This window comes from Sphingomonas plantiphila (assembly GCF_046000505.1).
GTDB lineage: Bacteria > Pseudomonadota > Alphaproteobacteria > Sphingomonadales > Sphingomonadaceae > Sphingomonas > Sphingomonas plantiphila.
This window is the reverse complement of record NZ_JBELQC010000001.1, coordinates 2,234,827-2,261,115: the sequence shown is the minus strand read 5'-3', so window position 1 is coordinate 2,261,115 and position 26,289 is coordinate 2,234,827. Positions and strand designations below refer to the sequence as shown.

Annotated in this window: 29 protein-coding genes; 8 read left to right on the top strand and 21 right to left on the bottom strand. The window is 66.6% G+C overall.

Annotated elements, in window-relative coordinates; genetic code table 11:
- Window positions 1-6 precede the first annotated feature (6 nt).
- The 3 genes from ABS767_RS10770 to lptG all read left to right on the top strand — a co-directional run bounded on the left by ABS767_RS10770 (window position 7) and on the right by lptG (window position 4,346).
- Window positions 7-1,971, top strand: coding sequence for an ATP-binding protein (locus ABS767_RS10770; protein ID WP_408078349.1), 1,965 nt, complete (start codon window positions 7-9; stop codon window positions 1,969-1,971).
- A 78-nt stretch (window positions 1,972-2,049) separates the two neighbouring features.
- Window positions 2,050-3,246 (top strand): LPS export ABC transporter permease LptF, encoded by a 1,197-nt coding sequence (gene lptF / locus ABS767_RS10765; RefSeq protein WP_408078348.1) that lies wholly within the window; start codon window positions 2,050-2,052, stop codon window positions 3,244-3,246.
- Window positions 3,243-4,346, top strand: coding sequence for an LPS export ABC transporter permease LptG (gene lptG / locus ABS767_RS10760; RefSeq protein ID WP_408078347.1), 1,104 nt, complete (start codon window positions 3,243-3,245; stop codon window positions 4,344-4,346). The genes lptF and lptG overlap by 4 nt, the downstream gene beginning before the upstream one ends.
- Before the next feature lie 124 nt (window positions 4,347-4,470).
- Here the strand turns inward: lptG and ABS767_RS10755 are convergent, their stop codons facing one another.
- Complete coding sequence (locus ABS767_RS10755; protein ID WP_408078346.1) at window positions 4,471-5,592, bottom strand: fatty acid desaturase family protein; 1,122 nt, start codon at window positions 5,590-5,592, stop codon at window positions 4,471-4,473.
- Window positions 5,593-5,716: 124 nt separating this feature from the next.
- Between ABS767_RS10755 and ABS767_RS10750 the strand changes: the two genes are divergently transcribed.
- Entirely contained in the window at window positions 5,717-6,874 is a 1,158-nt protein-coding gene (locus ABS767_RS10750; protein ID WP_408078345.1) for an N-acetyltransferase, read from the top strand.
- Between the two features lie 49 nt (window positions 6,875-6,923).
- Here ABS767_RS10750 and ABS767_RS10745 read toward each other — a convergent pair whose 3' ends face one another.
- From ABS767_RS10745 to glnE, 7 genes are all read right to left on the bottom strand, one after another.
- Window positions 6,924-7,172, bottom strand: coding sequence for a hypothetical protein (locus ABS767_RS10745; RefSeq protein WP_408078344.1), 249 nt, complete (start codon window positions 7,170-7,172; stop codon window positions 6,924-6,926).
- Window positions 7,173-7,369: 197 nt separating this feature from the next.
- Window positions 7,370-8,143 carry an exodeoxyribonuclease III gene (xth, locus tag ABS767_RS10740; RefSeq protein ID WP_408078343.1) on the bottom strand — a complete coding sequence of 258 codons (774 nt, stop codon included), beginning with the start codon at window positions 8,141-8,143 and terminating at the stop codon, window positions 7,370-7,372.
- Between the two features lie 7 nt (window positions 8,144-8,150).
- Complete coding sequence (gene erpA, locus ABS767_RS10735; protein WP_408078342.1) at window positions 8,151-8,492, bottom strand: iron-sulfur cluster insertion protein ErpA; 342 nt, start codon at window positions 8,490-8,492, stop codon at window positions 8,151-8,153.
- Window positions 8,493-8,634: 142 nt separating this feature from the next.
- A complete protein-coding gene (locus tag ABS767_RS10730; protein ID WP_408078341.1) occupies window positions 8,635-9,807 on the bottom strand; it encodes a M23 family metallopeptidase in 1,173 nt (390 codons plus the stop codon).
- Between the two features lie 59 nt (window positions 9,808-9,866).
- Window positions 9,867-10,715, bottom strand: a complete 849-nt coding sequence (locus tag ABS767_RS10725; RefSeq protein WP_408078687.1) for a ferritin-like domain-containing protein — start codon at window positions 10,713-10,715, stop codon at window positions 9,867-9,869.
- Entirely contained in the window at window positions 10,715-11,188 is a 474-nt protein-coding gene (locus ABS767_RS10720) for a peroxiredoxin (RefSeq protein ID WP_408078340.1), read from the bottom strand. The genes ABS767_RS10725 and ABS767_RS10720 overlap by 1 nt, the downstream gene beginning before the upstream one ends.
- 2 nt (window positions 11,189-11,190) lie before the next feature.
- The gene (gene glnE, locus ABS767_RS10715; protein WP_408078686.1) at window positions 11,191-13,845 is read right to left on the bottom strand and encodes a bifunctional [glutamate--ammonia ligase]-adenylyl-L-tyrosine phosphorylase/[glutamate--ammonia-ligase] adenylyltransferase; all 2,655 of its coding nucleotides are present in this window, start codon (window positions 13,843-13,845) and stop codon (window positions 11,191-11,193) included.
- Here glnE and ABS767_RS10710 point away from each other — a divergent pair.
- On the top strand, window positions 13,733-14,155 hold the full coding sequence (locus ABS767_RS10710) for a hypothetical protein (protein WP_408078710.1): 423 nt from the start codon (window positions 13,733-13,735) through the stop codon (window positions 14,153-14,155). The genes glnE and ABS767_RS10710 overlap by 113 nt on opposite strands.
- Window positions 14,156-14,172: 17 nt before the next feature.
- On the opposite strand, the gene ABS767_RS10705 is transcribed toward ABS767_RS10710, so the two are convergent.
- The 3 genes from ABS767_RS10705 to ABS767_RS10695 form a co-directional block, all read right to left on the bottom strand.
- Window positions 14,173-14,790 carry a sigma-70 family RNA polymerase sigma factor gene (locus tag ABS767_RS10705; protein ID WP_408078339.1) on the bottom strand — a complete coding sequence of 206 codons (618 nt, stop codon included), beginning with the start codon at window positions 14,788-14,790 and terminating at the stop codon, window positions 14,173-14,175.
- Between the two features lie 79 nt (window positions 14,791-14,869).
- Entirely contained in the window at window positions 14,870-15,007 is a 138-nt protein-coding gene (locus tag ABS767_RS10700) for a hypothetical protein (RefSeq protein ID WP_408078338.1), read from the bottom strand.
- A 50-nt stretch (window positions 15,008-15,057) separates the two neighbouring features.
- A complete protein-coding gene (locus ABS767_RS10695) occupies window positions 15,058-15,864 on the bottom strand; it encodes a response regulator (protein WP_408078337.1) in 807 nt (268 codons plus the stop codon).
- A 233-nt stretch (window positions 15,865-16,097) separates the two neighbouring features.
- Between ABS767_RS10695 and ABS767_RS10690 the strand changes: the two genes are divergently transcribed.
- From ABS767_RS10690 to ABS767_RS10680, 3 genes are all read left to right on the top strand, one after another.
- Window positions 16,098-16,280, top strand: coding sequence for a NepR family anti-sigma factor (locus tag ABS767_RS10690; protein ID WP_408078336.1), 183 nt, complete (start codon window positions 16,098-16,100; stop codon window positions 16,278-16,280).
- Between the two features lie 11 nt (window positions 16,281-16,291).
- Entirely contained in the window at window positions 16,292-17,860 is a 1,569-nt protein-coding gene (locus tag ABS767_RS10685; RefSeq protein ID WP_408078335.1) for a sensor histidine kinase, read from the top strand.
- 267 nt (window positions 17,861-18,127) lie between these two features.
- Window positions 18,128-18,262: an entericidin A/B family lipoprotein gene (locus ABS767_RS10680; RefSeq protein ID WP_408078334.1), complete on the top strand. Its 135-nt coding sequence runs from the start codon at window positions 18,128-18,130 to the stop codon at window positions 18,260-18,262.
- A 3-nt stretch (window positions 18,263-18,265) separates the two neighbouring features.
- Here ABS767_RS10680 and tatC read toward each other — a convergent pair whose 3' ends face one another.
- The 10 genes from tatC to ABS767_RS10630 form a co-directional block, all read right to left on the bottom strand.
- Entirely contained in the window at window positions 18,266-19,048 is a 783-nt protein-coding gene (gene tatC / locus ABS767_RS10675; RefSeq protein ID WP_408078333.1) for a twin-arginine translocase subunit TatC, read from the bottom strand.
- The gene (gene tatB / locus ABS767_RS10670) at window positions 19,045-19,470 is read right to left on the bottom strand and encodes a Sec-independent protein translocase protein TatB (RefSeq protein ID WP_408078332.1); all 426 of its coding nucleotides are present in this window, start codon (window positions 19,468-19,470) and stop codon (window positions 19,045-19,047) included. The genes tatC and tatB overlap by 4 nt, the downstream gene beginning before the upstream one ends.
- Window positions 19,471-19,517: 47 nt before the next feature.
- Window positions 19,518-19,769, bottom strand: a complete 252-nt coding sequence (locus ABS767_RS10665) for a twin-arginine translocase TatA/TatE family subunit (protein WP_408078331.1) — start codon at window positions 19,767-19,769, stop codon at window positions 19,518-19,520.
- A gap of 28 nt (window positions 19,770-19,797) precedes the next feature.
- The gene (scpB, locus tag ABS767_RS10660; protein ID WP_408078330.1) at window positions 19,798-20,400 is read right to left on the bottom strand and encodes an SMC-Scp complex subunit ScpB; all 603 of its coding nucleotides are present in this window, start codon (window positions 20,398-20,400) and stop codon (window positions 19,798-19,800) included.
- Window positions 20,397-21,128, bottom strand: a complete 732-nt coding sequence (locus tag ABS767_RS10655; RefSeq protein WP_408078329.1) for a segregation and condensation protein A — start codon at window positions 21,126-21,128, stop codon at window positions 20,397-20,399. The genes scpB and ABS767_RS10655 overlap by 4 nt, the downstream gene beginning before the upstream one ends.
- On the bottom strand, window positions 21,125-22,126 hold the full coding sequence (locus ABS767_RS10650; protein ID WP_408078328.1) for a glycoside hydrolase family 3 N-terminal domain-containing protein: 1,002 nt from the start codon (window positions 22,124-22,126) through the stop codon (window positions 21,125-21,127). Before ABS767_RS10650 ends, ABS767_RS10655 begins: the two co-directional genes overlap by 4 nt.
- Before the next feature lie 58 nt (window positions 22,127-22,184).
- Entirely contained in the window at window positions 22,185-22,895 is a 711-nt protein-coding gene (locus ABS767_RS10645; protein WP_408078327.1) for an SPOR domain-containing protein, read from the bottom strand.
- Window positions 22,895-24,622: an arginine--tRNA ligase gene (argS, locus tag ABS767_RS10640; RefSeq protein WP_408078326.1), complete on the bottom strand. Its 1,728-nt coding sequence runs from the start codon at window positions 24,620-24,622 to the stop codon at window positions 22,895-22,897. The genes ABS767_RS10645 and argS overlap by 1 nt, the downstream gene beginning before the upstream one ends.
- Window positions 24,623-24,677: 55 nt before the next feature.
- Window positions 24,678-25,592 (bottom strand): EamA family transporter RarD, encoded by a 915-nt coding sequence (gene rarD / locus ABS767_RS10635; protein ID WP_408078325.1) that lies wholly within the window; start codon window positions 25,590-25,592, stop codon window positions 24,678-24,680.
- A 79-nt stretch (window positions 25,593-25,671) separates the two neighbouring features.
- Entirely contained in the window at window positions 25,672-26,256 is a 585-nt protein-coding gene (locus ABS767_RS10630) for a VTT domain-containing protein (RefSeq protein ID WP_408078324.1), read from the bottom strand.
- Between the last annotated feature and the right edge of the window lie 33 nt (window positions 26,257-26,289).

Genomic DNA, 26,289 nt, shown 5'->3' with positions numbered 1-26,289 from the left:
TGCGCGATGCTTCAGGGCCGCTTCGAGAAGGTGATGCGCCGCCTGTCCACGCTGGACTGGCGCGCCGCGCTGATGATCCTCGTCGCGATCCTCGGCGTCGCGGTGCTCGCCGGGCTGGTCACCAGCCAGCGAATCGCCGACGAGCAGCGCGACGCGGCACTGTCGCGCCAGTCCGAAAGCTATGAGATCATCGTGCTCGCGCAGAGCCTGGGCGCGACGCTGGCCCGCGCGGAAGCGGTGCTGGGCCGCTACGTCGTCGCGGGCGAAGATGCCATGGGCCGCGATTTCGTCGCCGAATGGCAGAATGCCGGAGGACAGCTGGCACTGCTCGAACGCCGCGCGCGCGCCGACCCCGGGCAGCGCGACCGGCTCGCGCGACTGAGGACCGCCTATCTGGCGCGCGGGGCCGAGCTGGCGCAGATCGCCCGCAACACCAACGTGCGGCGCAACGATCGGGCTTATGCCTATTTCAACGAAGCGCGCCGCTCACCCCATCTCGTCGCGATGTCGCGCGAGCTGCAGGCGATCTTCGACGCCGAGCGCGTCCGGCTGCGCGAACGTGCCGGGCAGGCGCGCACCACCGCGGCCGAAGCGGTTCAGGAAACGCGCAACCTGATGATCTTCGGCGTGCTGCTGGTGGTCGGCGCGATCGTGCTGGGATGGCTCAACCTCCAGGCGGTGCGCGAGCGCGCGGCGGCGGCGGCGGAAGCCGAGGCGCAGCGCCGCCGATCGATCGAGCTGGAGGCGGCCGTGGCGCGCGCGACCGAGAGCTTGCAGGCCGAGGCGCGCGAACGTGCCGCGGCGGAAGCGCAGCTGCGTCAGGCGCAGAAGATGGAGGCCGTCGGGCAGCTGACCGGCGGGATCGCGCATGATTTCAACAACATGCTCGCCGTCGTGCTGGGCGGGATCGAACTGGCGAAACGCAACCTGCCCAAGGATGCCGAGGAGGCGCAGCGGCATATCGACAATGCCGCCGAGGGTGCGAGCCGCGCGGCTGCCCTCACCCGGCAGCTGCTTGGCTTTGCCCGGTCCGAAGCCCTGGCGCCCGAGGCGATCGAGCCGGGCGAGCTGATCGCGGGCATGTCGATCCTGCTCGATCGCACGCTGGGGGATGGTATCGCGGTCGAAACGCAGTGCGAAGGAAATGGCTGGCACGTCTGGGCCGATCGCGTGCAGCTGGAGAACGCGCTGCTCAACCTCGCGGTCAATGCGCGCGACGCGATGGACGGGCGCGGCACGCTGACGATTTCCTGCAGCCATACACCGCTGGATGAGCATCATCCGGGCGAATGCGGACCGGGCGACTATGTGTGCCTGTCGGTAAGCGACACGGGATCGGGCATGTCGAAGGAAGTGATGGAGCGGGTGTTCGAGCCGTTCTTCACGACCAAACCGGTGGGCAAAGGAACCGGCTTGGGCCTTAGCCAGATCTTCGGGTTCGTGCGGCAGTCGGGCGGCGAGGTACGGATTGATTCGGCGGTCGGCGCGGGCACGACAGTGACGATGCTGCTGCCCTGCCATGCCGCAAAGGCAGAGGACATCGCCGCGCCCGAGCGGATCGGGCCGCAGGAAGCGCCCGGCGATGCGCTCGACATTCTGGTGGTCGAGGACGACCCGCGCGTGCTGTCCGCGACGCTCGCCGCGCTCGAGGAACTGGGCCATCGGCCCGTCGCGTGCGACGATCCGCTCGCCGCGCCGCGCATCGTTGCCGGGCTGCATGCGCTCGACCTGATCCTGACCGACGTGATCATGCCGGGCCAGACGGGGCCGGAAATGATCGCCGCGCTGGAGCCGCAACTCGATGGCGTCGCGATCCTCTATGTCACGGGTTATGCTGGCGAGGCGGAGGAGGACCGGTTCGGCGGGCGGCCGATCCTGCGCAAGCCCTATACGCTGGCGGGCCTCGAACAGGCGCTGGCCGATGCGCTGGACTGGCACCCCGCGACCGACGATCCCGGCGCGGCAGGGTAGATTTCCGCGCGCCGTGCGATATAGCGGGACATTCCCGTCGGCCCTCCGGCGCAGTTTGAAGGCGCGAACCCAACCCCGATGACCGCACTCGACCGGTACATGGCGCGCCTGATCGCCGTCCCCCTGATCTCGACATTGCTGATTTCGGCGATGCTGCTGGTGCTCGACCGGATGCTGCGCCTGTTCGACTTCGTCGCGAGCGAGGGCGGGCCGGTGAGCGTGGTGTGGCGCATGCTCGCCAACCTGCTGCCCGAATATCTGGGTCTCGGCATTCCGATCGGGCTGATGCTCGGCATCCTCCTCGCCTTTCGCCGCCTGGCCACGACGTCGGAGCTCGACGTGCTGCGCGCCGTCGGGATGAGCTACAACCGCATGCTGCTGGTGCCGTTCATGTACGCGATCGCGCTGGCGGGCATGAACCTGGCGATCGTCGGCTATATCCAGCCGCTCGCGCGCTACAATTACGAAGGGCTGCGGTTCGAGCTGCGCAGCGGCGCGCTGGGCGCGTCGATCAAGGTCGGCGAGTTCACCAATCTGGGCGAGCGCATGACGCTGCGGATCGAGGAAAGCCGCAACGAGGGGCGCGACCTGTCTGGTATCTTCGTCAATGCGCGCGCGCCGGGCGGGGATATCGTGTCGGCAACCGCCGAGAAGGGCCAGTTCCTGCGGACCGACGACCCCGATGTCATCATCTTTCGCCTGACCAAGGGCACGCTGATCCATCAGAGCCCGAAATTCGATACGCCGCGCGTGCTGACCTTCGACGCGCACGACCTGCCGATCGACCTGCCCAAGTTCGAACAGTTCCGCCAGCGTGGCGAGAGCAATCTCGAACTCACCCTGCCCCAGCTCGCCAAGATCGGGTCGGACCCGGGTGCGTCGGCGGAACAGCGCGATACCAGCCGGTCGGCCTTTCACTTCCGCATGGTCGAGGTGGCGACGATGCTGCTGTTGCCGCTGCTGGCGCTGGCGCTTGGCGTCCCGCCCAAACGCTCGACATCGGCGCTGGGCGTCTTCCTGTCGATCGTCATGATCGTCACCTATCACAAGATCAACGAATATGCGCAGGGCGTGGGCAGCCTGGGCCTGATCGACCCGCTGATCGCCTTGTGGGCGCCGTTCCTGATCTTCGCGGGACTGGTGCTGTGGATGTACTATACGATCGCCTATGTCCCGGGCGGCCAGCCGATCGGCGCGCTCGAGAAATTCTTCGCGAAGGCGTGGAAGGCAGTGTCCAAATATCTGCCCGGCAAGCGCCGGAAGGCGGCGGCATGATCCACACGGTGACCGATTTCTTCCCGTCGCGGACGGTCTCGCTCTACATGGCGCGCTCCTTCCTCATCAACACCTTCGCATTCCTGTTCGGGCTGGTGCTGATCCTCCAGACGCTCGACCTGCTGAGCGAATCCGGGCGCATCCTCGCCTTTCCCGGCAATGGCGATGCGCAGGTGTGGAAATATGTCGGCCTGCGCGCGCCGCAGATCATCGCGACGTTCCTGCCCTTCTCGGTCCTGCTCGGCACGATCGTCACCTTCACGACGATGAACCAGAACAGCGAGATCATCGCGCTGAAGGCGTCGGGCCTGTCGGCGCATCAGGTGCTTGCCCCGCTGATGATCGCAGGCATTGGCGTCGCGATCCTGTCGTTCAGCTTCAACGACCGGATCGTGTCGCGCTCCAGCGCCACGCTCGCCGCGTGGAAGAAGGTGGATTACGGCCCGCTTCCCATCGACCGCGGCGATCGCAGCAATGTGTGGGTGCGCGAAGGCAGCCATCTGATCCATGCGATGCAGATCAAGGGCCGCGGCGATGCGGCGGAGCTAGCCGGGATCACCGTGTTCGAACGCGAGGGCGCGGTGCTCAAGTCGCTGGTCCGCGCGAAGACCGGGCGACGTGAGGGCGATGGCTGGCGCGTTACCGGGGCGGAGCGGTTCGACGTCGCGTCGGGCACGCTGACGCCGCTCGGCAGCGTCGTGCTCGCGCGCGGGGTCCGGCCGGATCAGTTCACCCTTTCGAACGTCGACGCGGAAAGCCTGTCCTTCGGCGCGCTGCGCGAGGCGATCGACGACCTAAAGGCCGCCGGCCGCCCGACCAAGGCGCTCGAAGGATCGCTGTGGCACAAATTGTCGGGGCCGCTGTCGTCGGTGCTGATGCCGCTGCTGGCTGCGGTCGCCGCGTTCGGTATCGCGCGGTCGGGCAAGCTGTTCGTGCGCGCCGTGATGGGGATGGGCCTCGGCTTCCTTTATTTCGTGGCCGACAATTTCGCGCTGGCGATGGGCAATCTCGGCGCCTACCCGCCCTTCCTTGCCGCATGGGCGCCGTTCCTGCTGTTCGCGATGATCGGCGAGGCAGTGCTGCTCAAGAGCGAGGAATAGCGGAGGGGCCGTCTTCGTAGAGGGCGGAGTTTGCCCTGTTAGTCACGGCTGTCTGCCCAGTCGCCCACCACCGCCCGCTGCGCACGGGGGTGCCCCTGCCCTACTGTGCAGGGAAGGACTAAATTCAGCCCGCCCGCACCTTCATGGTATTCGACGCCAACCGGACCATGAGGCCGCGCAAGCTGGGATAGTTCGCACCGTGATAGCTGGATTCCTGTTCCAGCGCGGTCGAGATGCGGCGGTGCGCCTCACCCAGCGCATGATAGGGCAGGCTCGGCAACAGGTGGTGCAGCGCGTGGAAGCGCAGGCCGACCGGCGCCCACAGATAGGGCAGGAACCCGCCAGGCACGTTGACGCTGTCGAGATATTGCGCGGTCACCGTCAGCGGCTCGCCTTCGTTTTCCCACAGATGCGCGACCAGCGTTCGCACCTGGTTAAGCACCGCGACGCCGGAGATCACGACCATATAGGTCAGGAACGCCTTGAGCGGCAGCACGCCGGTCGCCACCGTGGCGATCAGTGCCACCGCGACGAGGCTCGCGCCGATCTCCTGCCAGCGCCACTGGCGCGCGAACGCACCTTCGGGCGCCTTGCGCTCGAACTTCGGGTTGATCTGCAGCCCCGAATAGCGGCCGACGACAAGGCGGCGCAGCCGCTTCGAGACCAGCGAGAGCGGCCCGAGCACGCCGAACCGGAGCAACAGCCCGACCGGCATCAGCGCGGACACCAGCAGGAACACCGGCAGCGTCCATGGCTTCATCAGCGCGAGCGGAAGATATTCGGGATCCTCCACCGTGCCATAGCGCGTGCGGGTATGGTGGATCGTATGGATCCCCTCATACATGAAGCTCGGCAGCATCATCGGGATGCCGAGCAGCAGGTTCCAGCCGACGCGAAAGCCGGGCAGCAGCGAATGTTTGAGATGCGTGATCTCATGGATGAACAGGCTGGCGCGATACAGCGCCAGCACCGCCAGCACGCCGCTCGCCACTGCCCAGCCGATCGACGGGGCGAAGATCGCGCCCGCCAGCGCGGCATAGCCGAGCGCCGCAGAGCCGAGAAAGTCGGACCAGTAGATGCGGGGATTCGGCGTCTGAAGATCGCGCGTCAGTTCTGCCGCCGCGCGCAGCATGGCGCGGTCGTCGGCCATCCCGGACAGGCGAATCTTCGCCGCCGCGACCGGCGCTGCGGCCTCTCGCTCCAGCGGAGCCGCATCAAGGGCAAGGCTATTCATAGCGTCGGGCATTGCCAGGAGATCGTGGCCATTGCGTGGCATTTCAACGGGGTTTCCAGGATGATGCTGTCCTTCGGTTGACTTGCGCGCGTGTTGGCGTGAGTGCTTTGACGCTGATCAACGAAAGGGTCCGTTCGTGGCCAATGCCCCACTCGCCATCCGCCCGGTCACGACGAAGGCGGACAAGCGTGATTTCATCGAACTCGCCTATCGCCTCAATCGCGGCGACCCGAATTGGGTCCCGCCGCTGCGCAGCGAGGTGGCTGGCGCGATCGATCCGAAGAAGAATGGCTGGTTCAGCCATGCCGAGGCGCAATTGTTCCTGGCCGAACGCGACGGACGGCCGGTCGGGCGCATCTCCGCGCATATCGATCGGCTCGCGCTCGAAATGCCGGCCGAACAGGGCTTTGGACCCGGCACCGGCTTTTTCGGAATGTTCGAGGCGGAGGACGCGACGGTTGCGCGCGCGCTGATCAACACCGCCGAAACCTGGCTGCGCAACAAGGGCATGAGCCGCGTGATCGGCCCGATCTCCCTGTCGATCTGGGAGGAGCCGGGCCTGCTGATCCAGGGATACGACCATGCTCCGACGGTGATGATGGGGCACCACAAGCACGCCTATCGCGCCTATATCGAGGAAGCGGGGTTCGAACCGGTCAAGCAGCTGCTGACCTATGAGCTCGATATCACCCAGGAATTTCCGCCGCTGGTGCAGCGCATCGTCGCGATGGGCGAGAAGAACGATCGCATCCGCATCCGCAAGGTCGACAAGTCGCGCTTTGCGGAGGAAGCTGCGGTCATCCTCGGCATCCTCAACGATGCATGGTCGGACAATTGGGGCTTCGTGCCGCTGACCCAGCCCGAGATCGACGATGTCGGCAAGAAATTGAAGCCGATCGTGTTCGAAGACCTGATCCGCATCGCCGAACTGGATGGGGAGCCGGTGGCGTTCATGATCACGCTGCCCGACCTCAACGAGGCGATCGGCCCGCTGGACGGCAATCTGTTCCCGCTGGGCTGGGCGAAATTGCTGTGGTGGCTGCATCGCGGCAAGGCGCGGACGATGCGCGTGCCGCTGATGGGGGTGGTCAAACGGCTGCAGGGATCGCGGATGGCGAGCCAGCTCGCCTTCATGATGATCGAATATATCCGCCGCGTCGCGATCACGGATTTCGAATCGGTGCGCGGCGAGATCGGCTGGGTGCTCGAGGACAATCAGGGGATGATCGCCATCGCCGATACGATCGAGAGCAAGGTCAATCGCGTCTATCAGATCTACGCGAAGCCGCTTTGAGGCAGCAGGCGGCCCGCGGTGTTAGGGGGCACCGCGGGCCGCACCCTCGTCACTGTCGGGGCGCGAGGGGATTCACATCTTCATTGGCCCATTCCGCCTGGGTCTTGCAGACCTTGCGCGCCACGCGCGAGCCGGTCGGCGTCTTCTTGACGCAGACGATCTGATCGTCGGCCATGTCTTCGCGCGTCTCGGTGCCGACGATCGGCGCCGGCGGCGCGGACTTGGGTTCAGCCATGGCGGGAGCAGCGAAACCGGCGGCGAGAACGGCGGCGGCGGCGGTGGCAAGAACGGTACGCATGGGGGCAACTCCTTTGGTTCAGCTTGGGGGCTGCGGGCCGGCTGGTTGCTCTGCTCTACCCGCCCCTGTGTTAGTGCATTATGCGTGCCAAACACCCGGAGTATGCTATATCAATGACTTAGCTGGTTGCGATCGTTACGGATGGGAAATTTTTCACCAATTGGCGGTGAATTTCGCCGATATTTGGCGAATATCGTTTACGACCGTAGTCGTGCCCAGGTCGGAGCGTGGTCGCTGGCCTTTTCCCGGCCGCGATAGTCCTTGTCGACGCCGGCATCGGCGAAGCGGTCGGCCGCGATCGGACTGAGCAGCAGGTGATCGATGCGGAAACCCGCATCGCGCTGCCATGCGCCAGCCTGATAGTCCCAGAATGTCCACACGCGACCGGCGGGGAAGCGCGTCCGCAACGCATCGGTCCAGCCCTGGGCGAGCAATGCGCGATACCCCTGACGCGATTCGGGCTGCATCAGCGCATCGTCGGCCATCGCCTTCACCGAATAGACGTCATCGTCATTGGGAATGACGTTATAGTCCCCCGCCAGCACCACCGGCCGCTCTTCGGCGAGCAGATCGCGCGCATGGGCAGAGAGGCGCTCGATCCAGCGCAGCTTGTAGTCGAATTTGGGACCAGGAACGGGATTGCCGTTGGGCAGGTAGATCGACGCGATAACGACGCCGTTCACTTCTCCCTCGATATAGCGGCTGTGCTCGTCCTCCGGCTCGCCGTCGAGACCCCGCTTACGCTCGACCGGGTCGGTTCCCCTGGCGAGGATCGCGACACCGTTGAACGCCTTCTGCCCGTGCCAGATCGCGCCATAGCCCGCGGCACGAATATCCGCCTCGGGAAAGCCTTCGTCGGCGGACTTGAGCTCCTGAAGGCACACCACGTCCGGCTGCTGTTCCTCGAGATACTCAAGGAGCCGCGGGAGCCGCGCCTTGATCCCGTTCACATTGTAGCTGACGATCTTCAAGACGCGATCAGACGGCGAAGCTGGTGCCGCAGCCGCAGCCCGACGCGGCATTGGGATTGGTTACGCGAAACGCGGCACCCCCCAGCGATTCGACGAAATCGACCGAGGCGCCCCGCACCAGATCGAGGCTGATCGCATCGACCAGCAGCGTCACGCCATCGGTCTGCGCGACCGTGTCGTCAGCCTCAGGCGCATCGGCCAGTTCGAACTTGTACTGAAAACCCGAGCATCCGCCGCCCTCGACCGAGAGGCGCAGCGTCGCGGGCCTGCCCTGCTTCGCCGCGATCGCCGCGACGCGCGCGGCGGCAGAGGGGGTCAGGGCGATGTCGTCGGAAAGCGCGGTTGCCATGATCGGGAGATAGGGAAGCATCGCACTCGCCGCAACCGAAACGGCGCCGGTTCGGATTCACGCAAGCGGCGATCCCCCAACGGAAAAGGGCCGCCCGGCTTTCCCCGGTGCGGCCCCTTCCCTCTCCGTTATTCGGTAAAGCTTAGTTGCCGCCCGTCGCGGTCAGCTGGACGCGCGCGGCGCGCTCCTCGACCTGCTCGACGATGCTGGCGTTCTGCATGAAAGGCATCGGGTTCACCGCCTTGCCGTCGACGCGCACTTCATAGTGAAGGTGGCTGCCGGTCGAGCGCCCGGTCGAGCCCATCAGGCCGATCAGCTGGCCGCGCCGCACGCGAGTGTTCGATTCGACCAGGATCTTGGACAGATGGCCGTAGCGCGTCTCGATGCCCTTGCCGTGGTTGACGGTGATGAGATTGCCATAGCCGCCGAAGCGACCCGCGCGGCCGATCACGCCATCGGCGGTGGCATAGATCGGGGTGCCGATCGGGCCGGGAATGTCGATCCCGGCATGCATCGCCGCGCTGCCGTGAAACGGATCGGACCGCACGCCAAAGCTGCTCGTGAGACGCATCGATTCGACCGGCTGGAGCGACGGGATGGCGATCACCGACTGTTCGAGCACATCGAGCTTCTGCCAGGTCTGGAACAGCGAGCGGAACTGCGCGTCGCTGCTGCCCTCTGCCGTGGCACCTGCGGGGGCGGCCTCGTACGGGCCACCCATGCCGCCGGTGGTGACATAGCGTTCGGGGCGGATGCCCAGGCTGCGCAGATGCTGCGTCGTCAGCTGGAGCCGCAGCTGCGCGGTGCGCTGCGCCTTTTGGGCGAGCTTGGCCTGACGGGCCTCGACCTTGTGCAGCGGAGCGAGAACCTCGCGCGCCATGTCGCTGTCGACCGAATGCGAGACGTTGGCGATCGGCTCGCCGACGTCGGCGGGCGATCCCTTGCCGTCGAGCACGCCGGCGATGATCTTCTGACGCTGTTCGACGCGGGCGGCATGCAGCTTCGCCGCTTCCTTGATCGCGGCGACATCGGCTTCGAGCTGGCTCATCTCGGCGCGCATCTTTTCCATGCGCGCTTCGGGAGTGGCTGCGGTCCCGGCGACGCCCGTCGCCATGATGGCGCCGAAGGCGGCCTGCGAGACGCCATAGGCCGAAAATGTGATGGTGACCGCCGCGACGCCGGCGAGGATCGCCTGGGTCCGTCCGGCGATGCTGAACCGCTTCAGATCGCGGCCGTCGTGAAAGATGAAATCACGGGTAGTAAAAAGATCGCGGAACCGCGTGACAAAATTCGCGTTGAGTGCAGTGCTGACCATGAGTCCCCGGCAACTACAGACACGCGCCGGACACACGGCACACGCCCTTTGTTAAACGTTCACATGTCAGGAGCAGCCCCTCCGCTCTGACGGATCGGGTTAGAACCTGTGGGCTGGTTTGCCGCAACCCCTTCGTAATAACCGCGCGTCAAACCGGCTGTCTCACGCGCCGAGTCGTTGAACGGAGGCTTAATCGCGCCGCCGAAATGCCGTGCAAGCAGCGCGCGCCAATGCTCCTGCGGGTTGATTCGCAATGCCGCACAACAAGATTCGAACCAGCGCGTCCCCGCCGCCACATGCACGATTTCGTCGGTGAAGATCCGCTGCAGGATCGCCGCGGTGCGCATGTCTCCGACCGCTTCGAACCGTGCGATGGTCGCCGGGGTAACGTCGAGCCCGCGCGCTTCGAGCACCATCGGCACGACCGCCAGCCGCGCTGCGGCGTCGTGCGCGGTCGCCTCCGCCGCCTCCCACAGTCCGGCATGTGCAGGCAGCGCGCCATAATGGCTGCCCAGTTGCTTCAGTCGGCGGTCGAGCAAGGCGAAATGCATCGCCTCGTCCGCGCCGACCTTCATCCAGTCATCAGTGAACAAGCGCGGGAAGCGATCACCGAAGCGCCCCACCATATCGAAGGCCAGGTCGATCGCGACGAATTCAATATGTGCCAGCGCGTGGATGAGCGCGATCCGCCCGCGTTCGGATCCACCCTTGCCGCGCTTGGGCATGCGGTTGGGCGGCAGCAATTCCGGTCGTTCGGGACGCGCGGGCGCGGCGGGCATCGCCACGTCGAACCGGTGATCGAGCCGCCCGAGCCGCCAGTCGCGCGCCGCACGCCGCGCCGCAGCAACCTTTGCCGCCGGGTCGGCGGCCAGAAGCACGGCGCGCGCCGCTTCGCCCACGCTGGTCATCACGCGGCGGCCATGTCCTTTGCCGCTTCGAGCACCTCGATCACATGGCCCGGAACACGGACCTTGCGCCACGCGCGGACGAGCTTGCCCGCCGCATCGAACAGGAAGGTCGAGCGGTCGATGCCCATATATTTCTTGCCGTACATCGATTTTTCGACCCAGGCGCCGAATGCTTCCAGCGCCTTGCCGTCGGGATCGGTGGCGAGCGGGATCGTCAGGTCGTATTTGTTGACGAACTTCTGGTGCTTGATCGCGCTGTCGCGCGATACGCCCAGGATCGCCACCCCCCGCGCATCGAACTGCGCCTTGAACGCGCTGAAATCCTGCGCCTCGCGGGTGCAGCCAGCGGTGTCGTCCTTGGGATAGAAATAGAGCACAAGCGGCGCTCCCGCCAGGCGGTCGAGCCGGAACGTATTCCCGTCCAGATCGACCAGATCGACCGCAGGCAGCGCGTCGCCTTCCTCGATTGCCATGTTCAGCTCCCTTGCGTTCCGGCCACTGCGGCCCAGGCGTCGGCCACCTCCTGCCGATGCCGGTCGAGCGATGCAACCAGCGCGTCCCAATCCTGCGCGCCGACGGCATGCGCAACCATCGGCCGGGTCGCGGGGCCCGGCGGCTGCGCGTCGGGAGCGACCAGCCGCATCGTCACCAGCAACCGCGTCAGGAAATCATGCGCGGGCCCGAGCGATGTGGGCAACAGCCCCTGCTCCGCCAGCAGCCCGATCGCCGCGCCCAGATGCGGGTCGAAGCCGGTCCGCCGGTCGAGCTGCCGGACGTGAACCGCGAACTCGAGATCGACCAGCCCCCCGGGCAACAGCTTGGCGTCGAGCGGTCCGCCGGGCGGCTTATGGGCGGCCATGTCGGCGCGCATCTTCGCCGCCTCCGCCGCGATGTCGCGCGTCGGCCGCTCGCCCCGCAGAACCGCGCCAATGACCTGCTCCACCGCCGCGCGTGCCGGCTCCGATCCGAACACGGCGCGTGTGCGCGTCAGCGCCATATGCTCCCAGGTCCAGGCTTCCTCGCGCTGATACCGCGCGAACCCGTCGAGCGAGACGACCAGCGGCCCCTGCGCGCCCGACGGGCGCAAGCGCGTATCCACCTCGTACAGCGCGCCCGCGGCGGTCGCGACCGACAGCGCCGCAATCACCCGCTGCGCGAGCCGGTTATAATAGGTAACCGCGCCCAGCGGCTTTTCGCCGTCGGATTCGGCGAGATGGTCCCCGGTGAACAGGAAGACCAGATCGAGATCGGACGCGTGGGTCAGCGCGCCGCCCCCGAACCGCCCCAGCGCCAGCACCAGCAGTTCGCTGTCGGGCACGCGGCCATGGCGCGTGGCGAACTCCGCCACCGTCGCGGTCGCCAGCACCTCCAGCGCCGCTTCGGCGACGCGCGCATAGCCCGCCGACACTTCCAGCGGATCGCTCACACCTGCGACGATCTGTGCGCCGAGCGCGAACCGCTTTTCGCCGACCTGCTGGCGCACGCGATCGAGCAGCCGCTGATAATCGTCCCCCGCCTCGCCCCGCCGCATCTCCGCCGCCAGCTCTGCGACGCTACCGACCGGCGCGAGCGCGCTGGCATCGATCAGCCCGTCGATCAGCTCGACCCGCCGCGCCAGCGCATCGGCCAGCGTGGGCGCATGGCTGAGGATCGTCCCCAGCAGCCTGGCAAGGCTGGGCCGCGCCTCGAGCAGGTGGAACAGGTTGAGCGCACTGGGCAGGCGCGACAGGATCGTGTCGAGCCGCGCCAGTGCTGCGCCGGGGTCGGGCGCGTCGCCGATCGCGCGCAGCAGCGGCGGCAGCGCGGCCTCCATCGCCGCGCGCGCCGGCGGGCTGCGCAGCGCTGGATAGCGTCCGCTGCGCCACCCCTCGATCAGCCGCGTCGCGCTCGCCGGATCGGCGAAGCCCGCCTCGCTCACCGCCCGCTCCGCGCCCTGCTCGCCCCGCATCGCAGGCGCAGCCTCGTCGCCACCGTCGAGCGCATCGTAGATCCGTCCCACCGCCTCGACATGCGGACGCAGCAGATCGAGCAGCGCGCCGCCATCGTCGAGCCCGTGCAGCCGCGCGACCGCGTCCAGCGCCTCGCCCTGCGGCAGTGCGTGGGTCTGGCGGTCGTCGATCATCTGCACGCGATGCTCGATCGTGCGCAGCAGCACATAGGCATCGGCGAGCACGCGCGCCTGCTCCGCATCGATCCGCTTGGCAGCCGCCAGCGCCGCCAGCGCGTCGAGCGTCGCGGGGGTCCGCACTGTGGGATCGCGGCCGCCATGGATCAGCTGATGGATCTGGGCGAAGAACTCGACTTCGCGAATCCCGCCGCGCCCACGCTTGAGATCGAAGCCGGGGCCGAACGCCTGACCCTGCGCATGATGGTCGCGGATGCGACGCGAAATGCCCCGGATCTCGCGGATCGTTCCATAGTCGAGCGCGCGGCGCCACACGAACGGGCGGATGGTGTCGAGGAAGTCCTGCCCCAACGCGGTGTCCCCCGCGGCGGCGCGGGCGCGGATGAACGCGGCCCGCTCCCACGGCAGTGCCTGCGATTCATAATAGCTGATCGCCGCTTCTACCGGGAGGACGATCGGCGACACCTCCGGCGACGGGCGTAACCGCAGGTCGATGCGCAGCACATAGCCGTCGGCATCGCGGGCCTGCAGCGTTTCGACGATCCGCCGCCCGATCCGCACCGCCGCTTCCTCGACCGCGTCGCGCTCGCGATGGGGCAAGGTCGCCGGGTCGAAGATCAGGATCGGATCGATGTCGGACGAGTAATTGAGCTCATGGCTGCCCTGCTTTCCGAGCGCGATGGCGGCCAGCCCGCGCGAATCGGCATCGGGCATCCGTTCTAACACCGCGGATCGCATTGCGCTGTCGAGGGCATAGTCGGCAAAGTCGGACAAGGCGCGCGTGGTTGCGCGGAAATCGCGGAGGCCCGCCAGATCGGCGAGCGCGGCGACCAGCGCCAGCCGCCGCCGCTCGATCCGCAGCCGCCGCGCCACCGGCATCTGCAGATCGTCGATGCGCACGGCCGCGAACGGATCTTCGATCGCGGAGTCCAGGCGATCGACCAAGTCGCGCTCGCGCGCGATCAAATGGGCAAGGAACGGCGAATTCCGGGTCGCACGCTCCAGGGCGGCGTTCAATTCTGCCCTGATCTCTGCCATCGATCAAATATTCTTCGATCCGTCCAATACTGTCCGAAATGTCAAGCAACAAATTTCAGAAAGAAACGTTCTTTCCCGCATGAGCATCAACGCACCTCGACAAACCAATGGGACGCGCGATAGCGGCTATTGGGTCGATGCGCCACGCGTGACCGACCCGATCGGGTTCGTGCTCCGCGACGCTTATGCGCGGGACCAGAATATTCCCGATGATATGGCAGCATTGTTGCGCCAACTCGTCGAAAGCCCGAGGAATGGCGGGTCGGAAAAGCGCTGATCCAGCGCGACGATCGCTCAGTCGCGGCTGAGATCGTCCACTTCGTCCATGATCGTATCGAGCGCGCTGCGCCCGTCGGATTCGCTGCTCGCGCGGGACGGGAGGTCGCCTCCGTTCATCAGCGCCTCCAGCGCAACGCGCCCACGCGCGACGCGGCTCTTGATCGTACCGACCGCGACGCCACAGATTTCGGCGGCTTCCTCATAGGCGAAGCCGCCCGCGCCCACCAGAATCAGCGCCTCGCGTTGCGGCTGGGGCAGGTGCAGCAGCGCACGCTGCATGTCGGCGAGTTCGACATGGCGATCCTGGCTGGCCGGTGCGGCGAGGATGCGGTCGGCGACCAGATCGTCCCACTCGCCCTTGAACCGGGCGCGCCGCATCTGGCTGAGATAGAGGTTGCGCAGGATGATGAACGTCCACGCGCGCATGTTCGTGCCGGCCTGAAAGCGCTGCCGCGCCGCCCATGCCTTCATCAGCGTTTCCTGAACCAGGTCGTCGGCAAGGTCGCGGCTGCCGGACAGCGAACGACCGAACGCGCGCAGATGCGGGATCACCAGCGCAAGCTGTTCCTTGAACTCGGGATCGGAAAGCGCGACGTGCTCCCCCTCGCCGGGCTGATGTTCGGTGTCGCTCATTGAAATCCGTTCATGTGAATCGGCCCATGCCGTCCTGACCGAGATAGGGCTCCGCGGCGCCGCCGCCAGCCCCTTTCGGTCAAAGAAGCAGGAAGACCGCGAAGATCACCACGATCAGCACGAGCGAGATCGCAAGGATGTAGCGGGTCATATGCGGGGTCGCGCCAGCACGGGCGCGATCGGTTTCGATATGCTGGGGGTCGTTGTGATCAGTCATGACCCCAACAACACCCCAGAACCGTTTTGGGTCCGAAAGAAATGGAACTTTCAGCCCGCCGGGACGGTCGCCTGATCGAAGAACAGCGCCTGGCTGATCGCCGCCTTCACCGTCGATCGCTGGAACGGCTTGGTGATCAGGAAGGTCGGCTCGGGGCGTTCGCCGGTCAGCAGCCGCTCGGGGAAAGCGGTGATGAAGATCACCGGCACGTTGAACTGCGCCAGGATATCCTTGACCGCATCGATGCCCGAACTGTCATCCGCGAGCTGAATGTCGGCGAGCACCAGTCCCGGGCGATCCTCCAGCGCCAGGGCCACCGCCTCGTCGCGGGTCACCGCGACGCCGGTGACGTCATGGCCCTGATCGCGGACGATGGTTTCAAGGTCCATCGCGATCAGCGGCTCATCCTCGATGATCAGCACGCGGGCGCGGGTCTGGCTCTCGATCTCTGCGAGCGCGTGCGACACGAGCTCTTCCACCGAGTCCGCGCTTTCCTCGAGCAGATAGGCTGCGTCCTCGCTGGTAAAGCCTTCCATCGCGGTCAGCAGCAGTGCCTGCCGCGAACGCGGCGCGAGCCGGGCGAGGCGGGCGCGGGCAATGGCTTCATTCTCGCTGTCCGATCCGGTGTCGCCGTGTTCGGGCCGGTCGTCGAGGTGGGTCGAGCCCCAGATCGCCTGAAAGGTGCGATACAGGCCAAGGCGCGGGTCGACGTCGCGCGGAAATTCTTCGGGGGCTGCGACGATCGCCTCGAGCGTGGCGCGCACATAGCGATCGCCCTCGGCCTGGCTGCCGGTGAGCGCGCGGCCATAACGGCGTAGAAACGGAAGATGGGGCGCGAGCTGCTGTCCAAGCGACATGTGGAATTATTCTCCTTCGGCGATACCCTGTAGTGGACACGGCATCGTGGCTTTTGCAAGTGGTCTGCTGGTCCGAAGAAAGCCCCTCCCCGGATTTCGCATCGCCTGTGGAACAAACGAGCGCAAGATTGGTTTCATGCGGACTGTGCGGCATTTCTGCCGTGGGGCAGGTGACTTGAACCCGTCCCGCTTTTTGTGCATCCGCCCATTTCCCGGGCAATCAGGGGGACGAGGTGTTTTCGGCCGAAGATAAAAACAAATCACCGCAGCGACGGGGCGGGGATGAGCCGGTGCGCAAGAGCAGCACTCCGCAAGATGGCCGTAACGTCGGCGACGCCTTGCGTCGTGTCTATCAGGACGCCGCCTCGGAAGACGTGCCCGACGATCTCCTCGACCTGTTGCGCAAGCTGGACTGATACTCACCCCGATGGATGGCCAGGACCTTTCTCGGCGCGGCGGCGGCGGGCCGGTCGCGGCGTTGGCGCGGATGCCGACCGGCGCCAAGGTCTTCCTGATCCTCAGCGCGGCGCTGCTGCCCTTTGCGCTGGTCGCATTTCTCGCGTCGCTGCAATCGACCCGCCTCGCCGATCAGGAAGTCCGCGCACGCCTGCGCATTGCGATCGGCGAATCCGCCAGGTCGCTGCGAAGCGAGCTTTCCTGGGAAACGCGCGAACTCGCGTCCGCCCTGCCGACCGACCCCGGCCAGCTCCCCAATTGCGGACGGCTCGCCGGCATTTTCGAGCCGCAGGCGGTCAACGGCATCCGCTATGTCGTCCTGGACCCCCAGCGCCGGGTGATCTGCGGGGTGCCGCTCCCCTCGGTCACCGGCGAAGATCTGCGTGCCGAGGAGCCGCTCGTGCGGCTCGTTCCCGACAGCGGGCTGCAGATCGAGGTGGCGGGTGCCGCCGGCCATGTCGCGCGGGCATTTTTTCCACGCAAGTTCCTGGCGACCGCCGCCGAGCCGAGCGCGATGGCGCGCGATTTCGGAACGCTGCTGTCCGACGACGAGCGAGACTTGACGCTTACCTCGCTCGACGGTCCGGGGCTGCTCGGACGCACGGAAAAACAGACGGTCGATCTCGGGCTCCACGATCTGCGGCTGCAGATGACGGTGGCGAGCGCGCCGGTCACGTCCTCCGCGATCATCTCGGCCCTGTCGCCCTTTCTGATGTGGTTTCTGGCCGCGGGGATCGCATGGTTCGTGGTCGACCGACTGCTGATCCGCCCGTTGCGGCGCCTGCGCACCACCGTGGAAGGCTATCAGCCGGGCGAGGTGATCGATCCGATTGCCGGAAGCGAGATCCCCGCGCAGGAAATCCGCGCGCTCGGCGATACGTTTCGCGAACTCAGCCAGACGGTGCAACTGCACGAACACGACCTTGCCGAGGGGCTGTCGCGTCAGACCAAATTGACGCGGGAAGTGCATCACCGGGTCAAGAACAACCTTCAGGTCATCGCCAGCCTGATCAATTTCCACTCCCGCAGCGCGCTCGGCCCCGACGCGCTCGCCGCCTATGCCTCGATCCAGCGGCGCGTCGATGCGCTCGCGGTCGTCCATCGCCACCATTATGCCGGGTTCGAGGATACGCGCGGGATCGAGCTGCGCTCGGTCATCGGCGAACTCGCATCCAACCTGCGCGCCACGGCGCCCGAGGGAAGCCCGGTCGGGATCCGGATCGACATCGCGCCGCTGCTCGTGTCACAGGACAGTGCCGTCGCCATCGCGTTCCTGATCACGGAAATCGTCGAGCTCGCGATGCTTGCCGGCGGCACCGCCCAGATCAACATCTCGACCAAGCAGCAGGACGACGAGAATGCCGCGCTGCTACGCATCAGCTCGCCCGCGCTGATCGAATCGGCGAAATTCGCCGACCTGTACCAGCACCGCTATGGCCGCATCATCGGCGGCCTTGTCCGTCAGCTGCGCTCGCAGCTTCACCATGACCCGATGGTCGGCGCGTTCGAGATCGTCGTCGCGGTGAACGGACCTGCCTGAAAAAATTTTCGTCAAAATTGCGGATCGCCGGGAACCCGGGTTCAATTCCCTCGTTATGCAATTCGGATAGCGACCTTTTGCCCCCCCGCTCTCGCTATCCACGACACAGGCCCGGAAGCGTCAACCCCTCCCCCCCCGGTGACGCTTCCGGGCCTTAACGCTTCCGGCGACCGCCCGGCTCCCCACCTTCCCAACTTCGGATCAGCTGCGGAACGAAGCCGCGTCTGGCGCATTCACTCCGCGCAGACTCTCTGTTGGAGAATGATGATGCGGAAAGTATTTTTCATGGCGATGCTCGCAGGCGGGCTCACCCTCTCGGCATGCAACACGGTCGAGGGCGTAGGCCGCGACGTTTCGTCGGCAGGCGACACCGTCGCCAAGACCGCCGACGACGCGAAGTAATTTCTACTCTACGGCGGCGGCTTCGGCTGCCGCCTCTTTCTCACGACGCTTGCGCGTGAACCAGATCGCCCCGAGCGACAGGAAGTAAAGTCCGCACAGCGGCCCCGCCAGCAGCAGCTGGGACCCGATATCGGGCGGCGTCAGCACAGCGGCGATCGCGAACGCCGCCACCACAGAATAGCGCCAGGCGCCCTTCAACTGCTCATAGGTGACGATCCCGGCGCGCTCGAGCAGCATCAGCAGCACCGGCAGCAGGAACGAGATGCCGAACGCGAAGATGAATTGCATCACGAAATCGAGGTAATTGCCCACCGCCGGCAGTGCTTCCTGCTTGACGCCTCCGCCAAGGTCACCCTCGAGCCCCAGCAGGAATTTCAGCGCTACGGGAATGGCGAAGAAATAGGCCATCGCCGCGCCCAGTGCGAACAGCACCGGCGTCGCCAGCAGAAACGGAAGCAGTGCCCGCTTTTCCTTGCGGTACAGGCCCGGCGCGACGAACTGCCACAGCTGGTTGGCGACAACGGGGAACGACAGCATCAGCGCGCCGAAGAACCCCACCTTGATCTGCACCATGAAGGCTTCGAAAATCTGGGTGAAGATCAGCCGGTCCTGCCCTGCTGCCGCCAGCGGATGGACGAGGATGCCGAAAATCGGCTTGGCGAAATAGAAGCAGAGCGCAAAGGTCGCCACCAGCGCGACGACGCAATAGAGCAGCCGCCGGCGCAGCTCGATCAGATGGTCAAGCAGCGGCGCTTCGGTATTGTCGAGTTCGTCGCCGTCGCTCACGAGTCCGCCTTCTTCTTGCGCGGTGCACGGGGCTTGCGGGCGGGCTTGGGCTCGGCGGGCAGCTCGGCCTCCGGCTTAAGTACGGGCGGCTCGACCATTGCGGGCGGCACGTCCTCAGGCTCCAGCACCGCCGGCGCAGTCCCCTCCGGGTTGGGATCATAGACCGGCGAGGGCAGCATCTTTTCGGGCGGATGCTCGCGCATGATCCGCGCATTCTCTTCCGCCCACTTCTTTTCCATCTCGGCCAGTTCGGCCTCGCGCACCATCGTGTCGAAGCCGCTGCGGAACTGGGCCGCGACACGCCGCGCCTTGCCGACCCAATGGCCGACAAGTCGCATCGCTTTCGGCAAATCCTTCGGCCCGATCACCAGCAGGGCGACGATGCCCACCACCAGAAATTCGGGCGCGTTGAAATCAAGCATCGATCAACAGGTCCGCCTGGCCACGGCGCGGGGCCGCGGCGTGAAAGTCAGCGTTCGTCCTGCACCGGACGCGCTTCGGTCGGCGCATGCGGCTGGACCTGCGGCTGCGGATCGTTGACGCGCTTCGCCTCGATCTCGGCGGGCTTTGCCGGAGCATCGTCGTCCTCGGCCATGCCCTTCTTGAACTGCTTGATCCCCTTGGCGACGTCTCCCATCATGTTCGAGAAGCGGCTGCCCCCGAACAACAGGATGACGAGCACGCCGACGATCAGCCAGTGCATCAAACTCATGCTACCCATCGGAACTCTCCGTTGATTCACCGGCTATCTAGTCGTCTTCGTCGCCGGTTACCACCGCTTCCCCGTCGGAGTTTTCCGAATGTGCCGCCTCGAAGGCGAGATCGACCGGATCGAGCAGCCCGGCGGCGCGCAGATCGTCGATGCCCGGCAGGTCGCGGCGGCTTGCCAGCCCGAAATGGCTGAGAAACTCGGCCGTCGTCGCATAGAGCAAAGGCCGTCCAGGCACTTCGCGGCGCCCGGCGGGCCTTATCCAGCCCGCCTCCATCAGCACGTCGAGCGTGCCCTTGGAAATCTGCACGCCGCGAATCGCCTCGATCTCGGCGCGGGTCACCGGCTCGTGATAAGCGATGATCGCCAGCGTCTCGATCCCAGCGCGGCTGAGCTTGCGGCTGTCCTCGCGATCGCGGCGCAGGAAATTGGCGAGATCGGCGGCGGTCTGGAAATGCCAGCGCCCGCCGCGCTCGACCAGCTCGACCCCGCGCCCGGCATAGTCCGCCGCCAATGCGGCAAGCGCAGCGGCGATATCCGCATCCTCGCCGACATAGGCGCGCAGGTCAGTGACGGTCATCGGCGTTTCGGAGGCAAACAGCACCGCCTCGACCGCGCGCATCGTCTCATCCGGGGCGTTCATGCCTCGGCCGCCTTGAGATAGAGCGGCGCGAAGGCCGATTTCTGCCGGAGCTCGACCCGCCCCTGCTTCGCCAGCTCCAGCGCCGCGACGAACGAACTGGCCAGCGCCGACTTGCGATACGCGCCGCTCGCATCCTCGGGTAGGAAGCTCTCGATCGTGCTCCAGTCGATCCGCTGGCCGACAAGTTCGGACACGCGGTGGATCGCATCCTCCAGCGTCATCACCGGACGGACCGCGACGATGTGCATTACGGGCCGGGTGCGCGCACTGATCTGGCCATAGGCGGCGATCAGGTCGTAGATTTCCGCCTGCCAGCGCGATTTGCGGACGGTCTTCAGCCCCTCGGGCGCTCCGCGCACGAACACGTCGCGCCCAAGCCTGTCGCGCGCCACCAGCCGCGCCCCCGCCTCGCGCATTGCCGCCAGCCGCTCCAGCCGCAGCTGCAGCCTGAGCGCCAGGTCCTCGGGGCTCGGCGTCTCCTCCGGATCGCGCGGCAGCAGCAACGCCGATTTGAGATAGGCGAGCCAGGCCGCCATCACGAGATAATCGGCCGCAAGCTCGAGCTTCAGTTCGCGCGCGCCGTTCACATAGCTCAGATACTGATCGACCAGCTGGAGCATCGACAGCTGCCGCAGATCCACCTTCTGGCTGCGCGCGAGTGCGAGCAGCAGGTCGAGCGGCCCTTCCCAGCCGTCGATATCGATGGTGAGCGGCGCGGGATCGGTCATGCCAGTGCCAGCAGCGCCTCCCGCTTGGCGACCAGCTCCGCGATCTCGCCCGGCGCGGGCCGCACGCTGGCCATCGCGCGGTCGAGACGGGCCAGCGTCTCCGGCGGCGCGTCGCCGAGCTGTCCGGCAATCTCCTCCATCTCGTGCATCCGCGCCCAGCAATCGAGCGCGACGTCGCATCCCGCTGCGATCGCCTGCGCGGCCTTGTCGCCCGCGGTGCCGGACAGCGCCTTCATGTCGATATCGTCGGTCATTAGCAGCCCGTCGAATCCGATCCGCCCGCGGATCACGTCGCGGATCACCGTCGGCGACAGGGTTGCCGGATTTTCGGCATCCCACGCCGTGAACACCACGTGGCAGGTCATCCCCATCGGCGCGTTGTTGAGCGTGCGGAAAGGCTCGATATCGCGCTCCAGCGCGGCATCATCGGCATCGACCACCGGCAGCTCGTAATGGCTGTCGACCACGCCGCGGCCGTGCCCCGGCATATGCTTGACCACGCCGACCACGCCGCCGCGCGCCATGCCGTCGAGCATCGCGCGGCCGAGCGCCGCGACACGCATCGGATCGCTGCCGAAGGTGCGGCCGCCGACCGCCGGCGTCGTCTCGGGCTGGCGCACGTCGAGCAACGGCGCGCAGTTCACGTTGACCCCGACCTCCGCCAGCATCAGCGCCAGCGCCTGGCCGTTCGCCCGCGCCGCCTCGATCGCCGAGGACGGTGCGACGTCGTACAAGGCATCGAACGCCGGTCCGGCGGGGAATGCAGGCCATTCGGGCGGCGCCATCCGCGCAACGCGACCGCCCTCCTGATCGATCAGGATCGGCACATCGTCGCGCCCGGACAGCGCACGCAGGCTATCGGTGAGCGCACGCATCTGGCCGCGATCGACGCAGTTGCGCCCGAACAGGATATAGCCGAGCGGGTCCGCCTCGCGGAAAAACGCAGCTTCGTCGGGCGTGAGGACCGGGCCGGACAGGCCGAAAATAACAGGCTTCATGCGCCGGTTAAATCAGGGGTGCGATCGAGATTCCAGAGGCACGCCCCAAAAAAACCCGTCACCGCGCCGCCAGGAAACACGCCTCGCCAGCGGCCTTCAGCTTGCCGCACAGTTCGCGCGCCTGTCCGTTGCTGCCGGCATTGACGCGCAGGCGATACACCGTCCGACCGTTCACCTCGGCCTTTTCGACCGATTTGCCGAGCGGGGCGAGATAGTCGAAGCGCTTCGACAACCGTGCCCAGGCGGTGTTGGCGCCCGCCGCATCCGGGAACGAGCCGAGCTGTATCGTCGCGCTGCCCGCCGACGGCCCGGGCGCCTTTTGCGTCGGCGCCGCTGCCTTTTCGACGCCGGGGGCAGGGATCGGCGCGGTCACGCGGCGCGATCCGCTCGCCGGGCTCGGGGTCGTCTTGGGCGCCGCCTTGCCGTCGACCGGGGCTTCCGGCACGGCGGAGACGTCGACCGACCCGTTGGTCGTCGCACCCTCGCTCGCGGCGAAGACGGTGTCGCCCTCGCCCTCGACTTTCATGCCGCCGGGATTGTCGGGCTTGACCTTATAGTCGCCCTCCTGCGCGTTGATCAGCGCGCCGGTGCCTTCGCCGCCTGAGCTACGCTGGTACCACCACCAGCCGAAGATCGCGGCAGCGATGATCGCCAGCCCGATCAGGACGAGCAGCACGATACGCAGCCAGGGAGTCCCCTCCTGGTAATCGTCCTCGACCGTCTCCAGCCAGGGAAGGCGATCCTCTCCATAGTCTTCGCCAGCGTTCATCAGCTCAGCTCCTGAACCGCCTCCACGCCCATCATGCAGAGGCCGTTGCGGATAACCTGCCCGATCGCATCGGCGAGGAAAAGCCGCGCGCGCGTCAGCGGGACATTGTCGGGAAGGATGAAGCGACGCGACGGATCGTCATTGCCCATATTCCACCACGCATGAAACTCCGCCGCCAAGTCATAGAGATAAAAGGCGATCCGATGCGGCTCCCGCGCCGCCGCCGCGCCCTCGACCACGCGCGGATACTGCGCGGCGAGCTTCACCAGCGCCAGTTCGCGTGTATCAAGCAGGGACAGGTCGGCCGCGCCCGACAGGTCCAGCCCCGCCTCCGCCGCCTTGCGATGCAATGATGCGACGCGCGCATGGGCGTACTGGACGTAGAAGACGGGATTGTCCTTCGACGCCTCGACCACCTTGGCGAAGTCAAAATCCATCTGCGCATCGGCCTTGCGCGTCAGCATGGTGAAGCGGACAACATCCTTGCCCACCTCGTTCACGACATCCGCCAGCGTGACGAAATTGCCCGAGCGCTTGGACATCTTCACCGGCTCGCCCGCGCGCAGCAGGCGGACCATCTGCACCAGCTTCACGTCGAACCGCGTCTTGCCTTCGGTCAGCGCGGTCACCGCTGCGACGATGCGCTTGACGGTGCCGGCATGGTCCGCGCCCCAGATGTCGATCAGCTGGTCAGCATTCTGCGCCTTCTGGAAGTGATAGGCCATGTCCGCACCGAAATAGGTCCAGGCGCCGTTCGACTTCCTGATCGGGCGATCCTGATCGTCGCCGAATTTGGTCGATCGGAACAGCGGCAGCTCGACCGGCTCCCAATCGTCGGGCAGCTCGCCCTTGGGGGCTTCGAGCACGCCGTCGTAGATCAGGTCGTGTGCGCGCAGCCACGCTTCGGCCTCTTCAGGCTTGCCCGCCGCCTGCAGCTCTGCCTCGGACGAGAACAGGTCATGATGGATGCCGAGCAGCGCGAGGTCGCTGCGGATCATCACCAGCATGTCGGCGACCGCTTCCTTGCGGAACAGCGCGAGCCACTCGCTCTCGGGCTTGCCGACGAACGCGTCGCCATATTCGGCCGCCAGCCGTTCGCCCACGGGCTTGAGATAATCGCCGGGGTACAGGCCCTCGGGGATCTCGATCGTCTCGCCCAGCGCCTCGCGATAGCGCAGGTGCGCCGAGCGCGCGAGGACATCGACCTGCCCGCCCGCATCGTTGACATAATATTCGCGGATCACCGTGTTACCGACCGCCTCGAGCAGGCTGGCGAGCGCGTCGCCCACCACCGCGCCCCGGCAATGGCCCATATGCATGGGGCCGGTCGGGTTGGCGGAGACATATTCAATGTTCACCGTCACGCCCGCGCCGCTCTGCGAACGGCCATAGCCGTCGCCCGCGTCATGGATCGCGTTCAGCTCGTCGCGCCAGGTGGCGTCGGTCAGCGTCAGGTTGATGAACCCCGGCCCCGCGACCGACACCGCCGACACCGCGTCGAGCTTCTCCAGCTCCGCCGCGATCTGTTCCGCCAGCGCGCGCGGATTGGTCCCGGCGGGCTTGGCCAGCACCATCGCGGCGTTCGTCGCCAGATCGCCATGCGTCGTGTCGCGCGGCGGCTCGACGGTCACCGCGCGTCGCTCCAGCCCCGCCGGAAGAGCGCCGGATGCAACCAGGGCATCGAGCGCGGCGTCGAGATGGGCAGCGAAACGGGTATAGAGCGTCATGTGCGGGTCCGATGATTGCAGAAGCGGCGCGCTCTAGCGCAACCGCGCCCGCACGTCACGCGATACGGCGCCGCCGCGCAGCCAGGACATTGTCGATCCCGAAGATCGCGAGCCCGCTCCAGATCAGAACGAAGCAGATCGCATGCGCCGCCGTCATATGCTCGCCGAAGAAGGTAATGGCGAGGATGAACTGCAGCGTCGGCGCAAGATACTGGAGCAGGCCCAGCGTCGAATAGGGCAGTCGCCGCGCCGCACCCGCGAACATCAGCAGCGGCACCGCCGTCACCACGCCCGACGCGACCAACGCCGCAGTCTGCAGCGTATCCTTGCCGAACGCCAGCCCGCCATGGCTCGACAGCCACCAGAGATAGGCAAGGCCGAACGGCGCGAGGATCGCGGTTTCGAGCGTCAGCCCCTCGAGCGCGCCGACCGGCGCGACCTTGCGCACCAAGCCGTAGAATCCGAACGAAAAGGCGAGCGTCAGGCTGATCCAGATCCCCTGGCCCGCGCCCACCGCGAGCGCCGCGACGCCGACCCCGGCGAGCGCCACGGCGATCACCTGCGCCCGCCCGAGCTTCTCGCGCAGCAGCACGACGCCGAGCAGCACGTTGACCAGCGGGTTGAGGAAATAGCCAAGGCTTCCCTCCAGCACATGGCCGTTATGGATCGCCCAGATATAGACCAGCCAGTTGACCGAGATCAGCGCCGCGCTGGCGGTCAGCAGTAGCATCGCGCGCGGATTGCCCAGCGCAGCGCGGATCGCCGCGCTGCGCCGCATCGCGACGATGACGATCGCGAGCAATCCCAGCGACCACAAGACTCGCCCCGCCACGACCTCGGCGGGATCGACGCCCTGCAACAGCCAGAAGAACAGTGGAAGGACGCCCCAGATGCCATAGGCGCCCAGCCCCTGGACCAGCCCGGCACGGTCGAGGCGCTGCGGCGCTGGGGGCGGATCGGACCGGGCCATTCGCGGGAGATAGGCGCGATGCTGCACCGCGGAAAGGCGGTGATGGCAAAGATTTCGTTTCGCCCGAGACGACTGCGCTTCAGTCCTTGTCGCGCACCTCGTCGCGCGACACGTTCAACCACCGCCCCCAGTCGATACTGACCAGCGCGACCAGCAGTCCCAGCATCGCCACCTGCAGCGCGAGCCCCCACGGGCTGGTGAGATTGGCGAGCAGCACCTCGCCGACATCGCTCTCGCGCACCTTGCGCGCGGTCCAGCCGTAAAAGGCATAGGTGAACAGCCTTCCGGCGAAGAATGCCGCGGTAAAGCCCAGCAGCGGCACGCGCGCCAGCCCCACCGCCATGAACAATTGCGCGGATGGCAGGGGCGAGATGACGAACAGCGCCAGCAGGATCAGGACGTTGTTCTTGCGCCGCTCCACCGCGATCCGCGCGGCGGCGATATTGTCACGCATCCGCCGCGGCAGCCATTTCCCGAAATGCCGCGCCCCGATCGCCAGCGCCAGCCGACCCAGCGCCGCCCCCACCGCGCCGATCAGCACCAATGCCCAGAGCGGCTGGTCGCCGTTGATCCCGTACAGCACGATGATCGACCAGGTCGGCGGGCCGAAAGCCGGCAGCAGATTGACGCCGAACGCGAGCAGGAACAGCGAAAGATAGTCCATTGTCGCGATCCGTGGGTCGAATTCGCATCCCGT